The 7,035-nt window shown below is 60.3% G+C and carries 6 protein-coding genes; 4 read left to right on the top strand and 2 right to left on the bottom strand.

The window, feature by feature from the left end:
• The first annotated feature begins 615 nt into the window (after window positions 1-615).
• The 4 genes from HF027_RS12895 (at window position 616) to HF027_RS12880 (ending at window position 4,616) form a co-directional block, all read left to right on the top strand.
• Complete coding sequence (locus HF027_RS12895; protein ID WP_245184796.1) at window positions 616-2,091, top strand: carbohydrate porin; 1,476 nt, start codon at window positions 616-618, stop codon at window positions 2,089-2,091.
• Window positions 2,092-2,300: 209 nt separating this feature from the next.
• A complete protein-coding gene (dnaB, locus tag HF027_RS12890) occupies window positions 2,301-3,689 on the top strand; it encodes a replicative DNA helicase (protein ID WP_168016305.1) in 1,389 nt (462 codons plus the stop codon).
• 141 nt (window positions 3,690-3,830) lie between these two features.
• The gene (locus HF027_RS12885; protein ID WP_136253601.1) at window positions 3,831-4,124 is read left to right on the top strand and encodes a hypothetical protein; all 294 of its coding nucleotides are present in this window, start codon (window positions 3,831-3,833) and stop codon (window positions 4,122-4,124) included.
• Between the two features lie 189 nt (window positions 4,125-4,313).
• The gene (locus tag HF027_RS12880; protein ID WP_168016303.1) at window positions 4,314-4,616 is read left to right on the top strand and encodes a DUF6482 family protein; all 303 of its coding nucleotides are present in this window, start codon (window positions 4,314-4,316) and stop codon (window positions 4,614-4,616) included.
• Between the two features lie 247 nt (window positions 4,617-4,863).
• Here the strand turns inward: HF027_RS12880 and HF027_RS12875 are convergent, their stop codons facing one another.
• Both HF027_RS12875 and HF027_RS12870 read right to left on the bottom strand, forming a co-directional pair.
• Complete coding sequence (locus HF027_RS12875) at window positions 4,864-5,277, bottom strand: thiol-disulfide oxidoreductase DCC family protein (protein WP_168016301.1); 414 nt, start codon at window positions 5,275-5,277, stop codon at window positions 4,864-4,866.
• Window positions 5,277-6,968: a cryptochrome/photolyase family protein gene (locus HF027_RS12870; RefSeq protein ID WP_168016299.1), complete on the bottom strand. Its 1,692-nt coding sequence runs from the start codon at window positions 6,966-6,968 to the stop codon at window positions 5,277-5,279. The genes HF027_RS12875 and HF027_RS12870 overlap by 1 nt, the downstream gene beginning before the upstream one ends.
• Between the last annotated feature and the right edge of the window lie 67 nt (window positions 6,969-7,035).

The raw sequence follows: 7,035 nt of genomic DNA, 5'->3' as shown, positions 1-7,035 counted from the left end.
CACGCCAGGATGTCAACGGGAAATGGGCGAGGCCCTTGGTGGAATGCCGGTGCCTCGCACATGAATCAGGCCCTGCCGCGGAGGTGGCTTGAGCAGCAAGGCCTGATCTCGGTACTTGATACGGTAAAAGGGCTTAGCCGTTCTTCATGAACCGCCGTATACCGAACGGTACGTACGGTGGTGTGGGAGGGCGCCGGGGGGAACCCCGGCCCCTACCCGATCCTGCACTTTCTTCGTTACTGCCTTTTACTTCCTCTTTCCTGCCGCTTGTCCGATAGCCACCGATAGTCAGGCCTCTTGCTCCTGGCGACGGGTGTCGCAGTCATGATGGCAGCGTAGAACCCACCGGCAGACGTTTTTACCCGACAAACAAGTTCCACGATCTTGATTAGACATTGGTCGAAATAGAGCCAATTTCCTTTTGCAGGGTCGCTCTTAAACGATTAAGTTCGCTTCTGCATGGTTTCTTCCCATTCGTGGAAGAGATCATCCAGGGGCTATCTGAAGGCATCACCGACGTTTGTTCGCGCCTTTCATCTTAATCGATACAGATCTCGAGCCCCTGATGTCACTGTCAAAACAAGCATAAAAGGACTCGCCATCATGAATGCCGCCATGTTGAGAACCCCGCTCGTCGCCGCCGTTGCGGTCGCCAGTTTCACGATGAGCGGTCTTGCTAGCGCCCAGCAGAGTGATCTGGAGCAGCGCTTGGCCGACCTCGAAGCCCGTGTTGCTGCTGCCGAGCAGCGCGCGCAACAGGCCGAGGCGCGTGCCGCGAGCGTGGAACAATCGACCGCCGCTTCCGGTGACGAATCGCTCGAGGCGCGTCTGGCCAGGGTCGAGGAGAAGGCCGACAGCGACGAAGGCTTCGCCTTCGGGGCCTATGCCCGCTCGGGGCTGCTGATCGGTGACGATCACAAGAGCATTCCCGGTGGGCCGGGCGTGACGCCGGCCGGCCCCTTGGGCGGCAATGTCGGTCGTCTGGGCAACGAGCCGGATACCTACGCCGAGGCGAAGCTGAACTACCGGCAGCGCTACGATAATGGTGCCGTCGCCGATTACCGCATGATGTTCGCCGATGGCGTGACCACCAGCAACGACTGGACTGCCGATGAGTCGAACCTCAACGTGCGCAACGTCTACGTCGAGTTCAGCGAGCTGCCGAGCTTTACCGGGGCCTTCGAGGATGCCTCGATCTGGGCCGGCAAGCGCTTCGATCGCGACAACTTCGATATCCACTGGATGGACACCGATTTCGTGTTCCTGGGCGGCACCGGCGCGGGGATCTACGATGTCCAGCTCGCCGATAGCTGGAAGGCCAACTTCTCCCTCTATGGGCGTAGCTACAGTGATTTTCCCACCGAGGAGTCGGAGATCACCGACGACACCGACAATCTGACGCTGACTGCCAACAACTTCTTCGGCAACTGGCAATGGATGGTCAGCGGCCTGTCGGCTGCCGACAACGATGAACGCGACATCGAGAACGGTTCCACTGCTGCCGACAGTGGCGCTCACACCATGGTTGCCTACCATGGCGACAGCTTCTTCGGCCTCAGTGAGGGCAATTTCAAGGCGGCGGTCATGCACGGCCAGGGCCTTGGCGCCGAGGTCAAGGTGGTCGGAGGCAACGGTTCGTTGACCGAGGACGCGACCGCGACCCGGGTCGGCCTCTATGGCACCACCTACCTGGCGCCCAAGTGGCGCATCGCGCCAGCGATCCTGGCCGAGGTCAGCGAGGATCGCCTCGCCGAGGGAGACAAGTACAGCTGGGCGACCTTCAACACCCGCCTGGCCAACGAGCTGACCGCGAACTTCGAGATGCAGTACGAGGCCACCTATCAGTATATGGATCTTGACCAAGGGGCATCAGGAAATGCCGCCGAGGGGAGCTACACCAAGTTCACCGTGGCACCGACCTTCAAGCCCCAGGTCGGTGGCTTCTGGAAGCGGCCGGAGATCCGTGTCTTCGCCAGCTACAGCGACTGGGACGAGGAGCTGAATGACTATTCCGCCGACGACGCCTTCGGCAGCGAGGGCTTCACCGGCAGCCAGTGGAGCTTCGGCGTGCAGAGCGAGATCTGGTTCTAATTTAAAAGTCAACCATACTGCATAGAACGGCGGGCCGGTCGTGTCGCGACGACCGCTCCCGCCGCCAGCTTGGTGTTTCGATCCTTCCCCGCGTGCCTGAGGGCGCGCGGGGTTTTTCATGGCTACTGATACCGGACGGGAATGGGGTGCGCCGCGGGGATGGGGTAGAATGAGCGCCGCTTACCGAATCACCGAAGGTGCCCGACCCCATGAACGAACCCGTCGAGCTCGATCAGCAAACTGCCGCGCTGAAGGTGCCGCCCCATTCCCTGGAGGCCGAGCAGTCCGTGCTGGGCGGCCTGATGCTGGACAATTCGGCCTGGGACGCGGTCTCCGAGCAGCTGGTGTCCGGCGACTTCTATCGCTACGAGCACCGGCTGATCTTCAATGCCATGGGGGGCCTGGCCGAGGGCGCGCATCCGCTGGACGTGGTGACGCTGTCCGAGGCGCTGGAGAACCGCGACCAGCTGGATACCGTCGGCGGCCTTGCCTATCTGGCCGAGCTTGCCCGTAATACACCGTCGGCGAGCAATATTCGCGCCTATGCCGATATCGTTCGCGAGCGTGCGACCCTTCGCAAGCTGATCCAGGCAGCCAACCAGGTCGCCGAGAGTGCCTTCGCTCCTCAGGGACGGCCATCAGACGAGTTGGTCAACGAGGCCGAACGGCTGGTCTTTCAGATCAGCGAGGATCGCCCCAAGAGCGGTGGTCCCATCGGCATGAGCGATCTGCTGGCCAAGGCGGTGGATCGCATCGACGAGATGTTCAACATGGAAGGCGAGATGACCGGGTTATCGACCGGCTTTCGCGATCTCGATGACATGACCTCGGGGCTGCAGCCATCGGATCTGGTGATCATTGCCGGACGCCCCTCAATGGGCAAGACCACCTTCGCCATGAACCTAGTCGAGCATGCCGTGATATCGAGCGACAAGCCGGTGATGGTGTTTTCCATGGAGATGCCCGCCGAGGCGCTGATGCTGCGCATGCTGTCGTCGCTTGGCCGTATCGACCAGACCCGGGTGCGCACCGGCCAGCTCGAGGATGAAGATTGGCCGCGGCTTACCTCGGCGGTCAATCTGCTGAAAGACAAGCAGCTGTTCATCGATGATACCGCGGCGCTATCACCCAACGAGATGCGCTCGCGTATCCGACGCGTGGTGCGTGAACACGGCAATCTCGGTCTGGTGATGATCGATTACCTTCAGCTGATGCAGATTCCCGGTTTCTCCGAGAACCGTACCGGCGAGATCTCAGAAATCTCGCGCTCGCTAAAGGGGCTCGCCAAGGAATTCGGCTGCCCGGTCGTATCGCTTTCGCAGTTGAACCGCTCCCTGGAGCAGCGCCCCAACAAGCGGCCGGTGATGTCGGATCTTCGCGAGTCAGGGGCCATCGAGCAGGATGCCGACGTGATCGCCTTCGTCTACCGTGACGAGGTCTATAATCCGGATAACCCGGACAACCAGGGATTGGCCGAGTTGATTATCGGCAAGCAGCGTAACGGTCCGATTGGCACGGTGCACATGGCCTTCATCGGCAAGTACACCCGCTTCGAGGACCTGGCACCGGACAGCTACGGCCAGCACTTCGGTGAGTAGACGCAACGGCCTTGGCACCGGTCTCATGGTTGAGACTCTACTGGGCCGCCGTATAATGCCCGGCTTGGTCTCATGGGCCAGTCTTATGAACCAGTTGAATGAACAAGTCAGATGAATCAGTGAGGGGAGCGAGGATAGCTTATGGCAGGCGGATTTCAACGCGGTAACCGCAAGCGGGCCCCCAAGCTCGAGGGGCGCGGCGAGCTTCAGGAAGTCGAGCGCGAAGGGCCCTTCAAGGAGTGGCTGGGGATGCCCGACCTGTATCGCTATCGGCTGGTGGTCGATGGCGAGACATTCAGTTACCAGACCGAGGACTCAGAGATTCCGGTCGCGGTCGGCGACAAGGTGGTGTTTCGTTACAAGCAAACCAAGGCCGGTAACTGGGTGGACCGTAACTCCCTTGGCAAGGCCATCGATCCCGCCGATTATCAGTGATGGCGAACAGTGCTGTCTGAGTGGAACCCGGCTAAAACGTCAAGGTCATAAAAGGGTGTCGGCTTGTCATATTGCCGTCATGGGGCGCAGCCAAGCTGTGCCCCAGTCATATCCGGCCGTGATGTAAGCCACTCCATGTAGGGAGGGTGGATGGAAAGCGGCCATCAGCATGATCCCAGGGAGGACAGCATGGAACTTAACGACTTCAAGGCGTTTGCCAAACGACACGATAACTTCGAAATTCGCGTCATCGGTCACGCTGGCAGCCGCTTCTATCAGGTAGAGATGGAAGACATCGAGGGCAAACGTCATCTGCTGAGCCAGCGCGGCAAGCCGATGCTCTTCCGCGCGCTCGATGATATCTATCTCGAACTCAAGCGGTGCGGCATTCATCGCGCCTATCTGGTTCAGTATGTGGCCCACGACGAAGTGGTCGGTCGCGATGCTCATTATCATGATGCACTGAGTTCGCGTATCCCACTCGTCTTCTAATAAGTGTCGTCACCCTTATGCGGTCACTGCCGCATGCCCTTTTTTCACACCTTGTTTCCGTTCAATTTTTCTGGCGCTATTGCCTGAATGCCTCTTGACGCCATCCCCCAATAGGCATTTTGTGTCTGTCGCCGAAGTTCTCGACTTGCCACCATCAGCTCCTGTAGCGGGCACTCCATCCTTTCCGGTGGCGGGTTAATCGCTGCTTTCTCGCATTTCTCTTGCCCATATCTCGTCCTGCTTTTCATCAGGTTTTCTCGTGTCGATGCCGCCCTGCTTGCCACCAGTCGCCGAGCCTGACCCGGTGTCGGGCGAAGAGCGCATAGCCGCAATCGAAACACCACGACAGCCCCGGCAGCATGGTCAGTGCGACCATTCGGCGATAGCCAAGCACGGCATATAGCGCCCGACTGGCATCCATGCCCACGAACCAGGTGCCTTTCGCATCGGCTAGATGCAGGCGTCCCATCATGGTCTCGAACGAACGCCCCCAGGCAGCGGCGTCGAAATCATCCGCCTGAATATCGACCAATCTGACGCGCTCGCGATGCGGATGCCGGTGAAGCCAGGCGACTTCGCGCTGGCAGAAGGGGCAGTGACCGTCGTGAAAGAGCGTGGCAGGCGATACGGCATGGCGGGGAGAGGTGGCGGGTCGAGACATCAAGAAGCATCCTGTGTGTCGGCAGGGTCCGAGGCGTCACTGTGTTCAGGTACCGTGTCGGCGTGACGATAGCCTGCCAGGTGACGCCCTTGTCCATAGGCCGGGGTGGTCTCCAGTCGCGCCAGGAAGGCCTCGGCCTGTTGATGGATAGCCTCGCGTTTTTCATCTTTCATGCGGTCAAGCGAGCCATAGATCAGCTTCATGCGCGGATTGTCCCTGAGCGCCTCGCGGTGCTCCTCGAGAAAGTGCCAGTAGAGGCTGTTAAACGGACAGGCATGAGTCCCGGTGACCTTCTTGGGGTCATAGCGGCATTGCCGGCAGTGATCGCCCATGCGATCGATATATTTCCCCGACGCGCAGTAGGGCTTGGATCCCATCAGGCCACCGTCGGCATGCAGCACCATGCCCAGGGTGTTGGGCAGTTCGACCCATTCGCAGGCATCGGCATACACCGCCAGGTACCAGTCACACAGGGCCTCCGGTTTGACGCCGCATAGCAGGGCGAAGTTGCCGGTCACCATCAGCCGCTGAATATGGTGGGCATAGGCATGGTCGCGGGTCATCTCGACAGCGCGTTTCAGACAGCGCATCTCGGTGTCGGCGTTCCAGAAAAAGGCCGGCAGATCGCGGGTGGCGCCCAGCGTGTTGCCGCGCTTGTAGTCGGGCATTCGGGTCCAGTAGAGCCCGCGGACATACTCCCGCCAGCCAAGGATCTGGCGGATGAAGCCTTCTACCGAGTTGAGGGGCGCGCGACCCGCCTGATACTCGCCCTCGGCAGCCTCGCAGACCTCGATGGGCGACAGAAGGCCCAGGTTAAGCGCCGCCGATAGCCGGGAGTGAAAGAGAAACGGTGATTGATCACTCAGGGCGTCCTGGTAGCGACCGAAGTCGGGCAGGCAGGCGTTGAGGAAATGCGTGAGTTCGGCCAGCGCCTGGGGGCGGGTTACCGGCCAGTGAAACGCCTCGAGTGAGCCGAAGTGCGCCCCGAAGCGTGACGCCGTGAGCTCGAGTACCGCCTTGGTGGTCGTGTCGTGTTCATGCCTGGGTGGAGCGGGAAAGCCAATATCCTTGGGCAGCGGTTCGCGGTTGTCATGATCGAAGTTCCACTGACCGCCGGCCGGCTGACCGTCTTCCATCAAGAGCCCGGTGCGCTTGCGGAGATAGCGGTAGAAGTGCTCGAGTCGAAAGCTCTTGCGGCCTCGGGCCCAGGCGACGAAGTCCGCCGGTGTCGTGAAGAAGCGATCGTCCTCGACTAGCCGCCAGGGCAGGGCGGTGTTCTCGCCAGGCTTTGCTTCCTCAGCTTGCTTCTCTTCAGTCATCGACGCTTGTTGCGCTGCTCCCGTACGGGCTTGAATGGCGTCAAAGAGCCGCCATTCCCCGGGGCGTGCCACACGGATTTCATCGCAGCCATAGTGCCTGGCCAGGCGCTCGGCTTCTGCGAGCAATTGCTGACGGTTGTCATCATCATCGAGAGGGCTGTAATGCACCGCTAGACCTGATGACTCGAGCTCAACGGCGAAGTGGCGCATGGCGGCGAACATCATGGCGATCTTCTGCGGATGATGAGGCACGTAGCGGCCTTCCTCGATGACCTCGCATAGCGCCACCACTGCCCCCTCCGGCAGGTCTCTAAGGCTCGCAAGCGATGGGCTTAACTGGTCGCCCAGCACCAGGATCAGCGGCTTCGACATATATTGACCTGAAGTTATACAAATATGAGTGGTAGTATAACTGCATTCTTCTCGATAGCATCCCTTT

The sequence above is a fragment of the Halomonas salinarum genome (assembly GCF_012062845.1).
Lineage (GTDB): Bacteria > Pseudomonadota > Gammaproteobacteria > Pseudomonadales > Halomonadaceae > Onishia > Onishia salinarum.
Note: the sequence above shows the minus strand (reverse complement) of the source record. Positions and strands in the feature narration are given on the sequence as shown.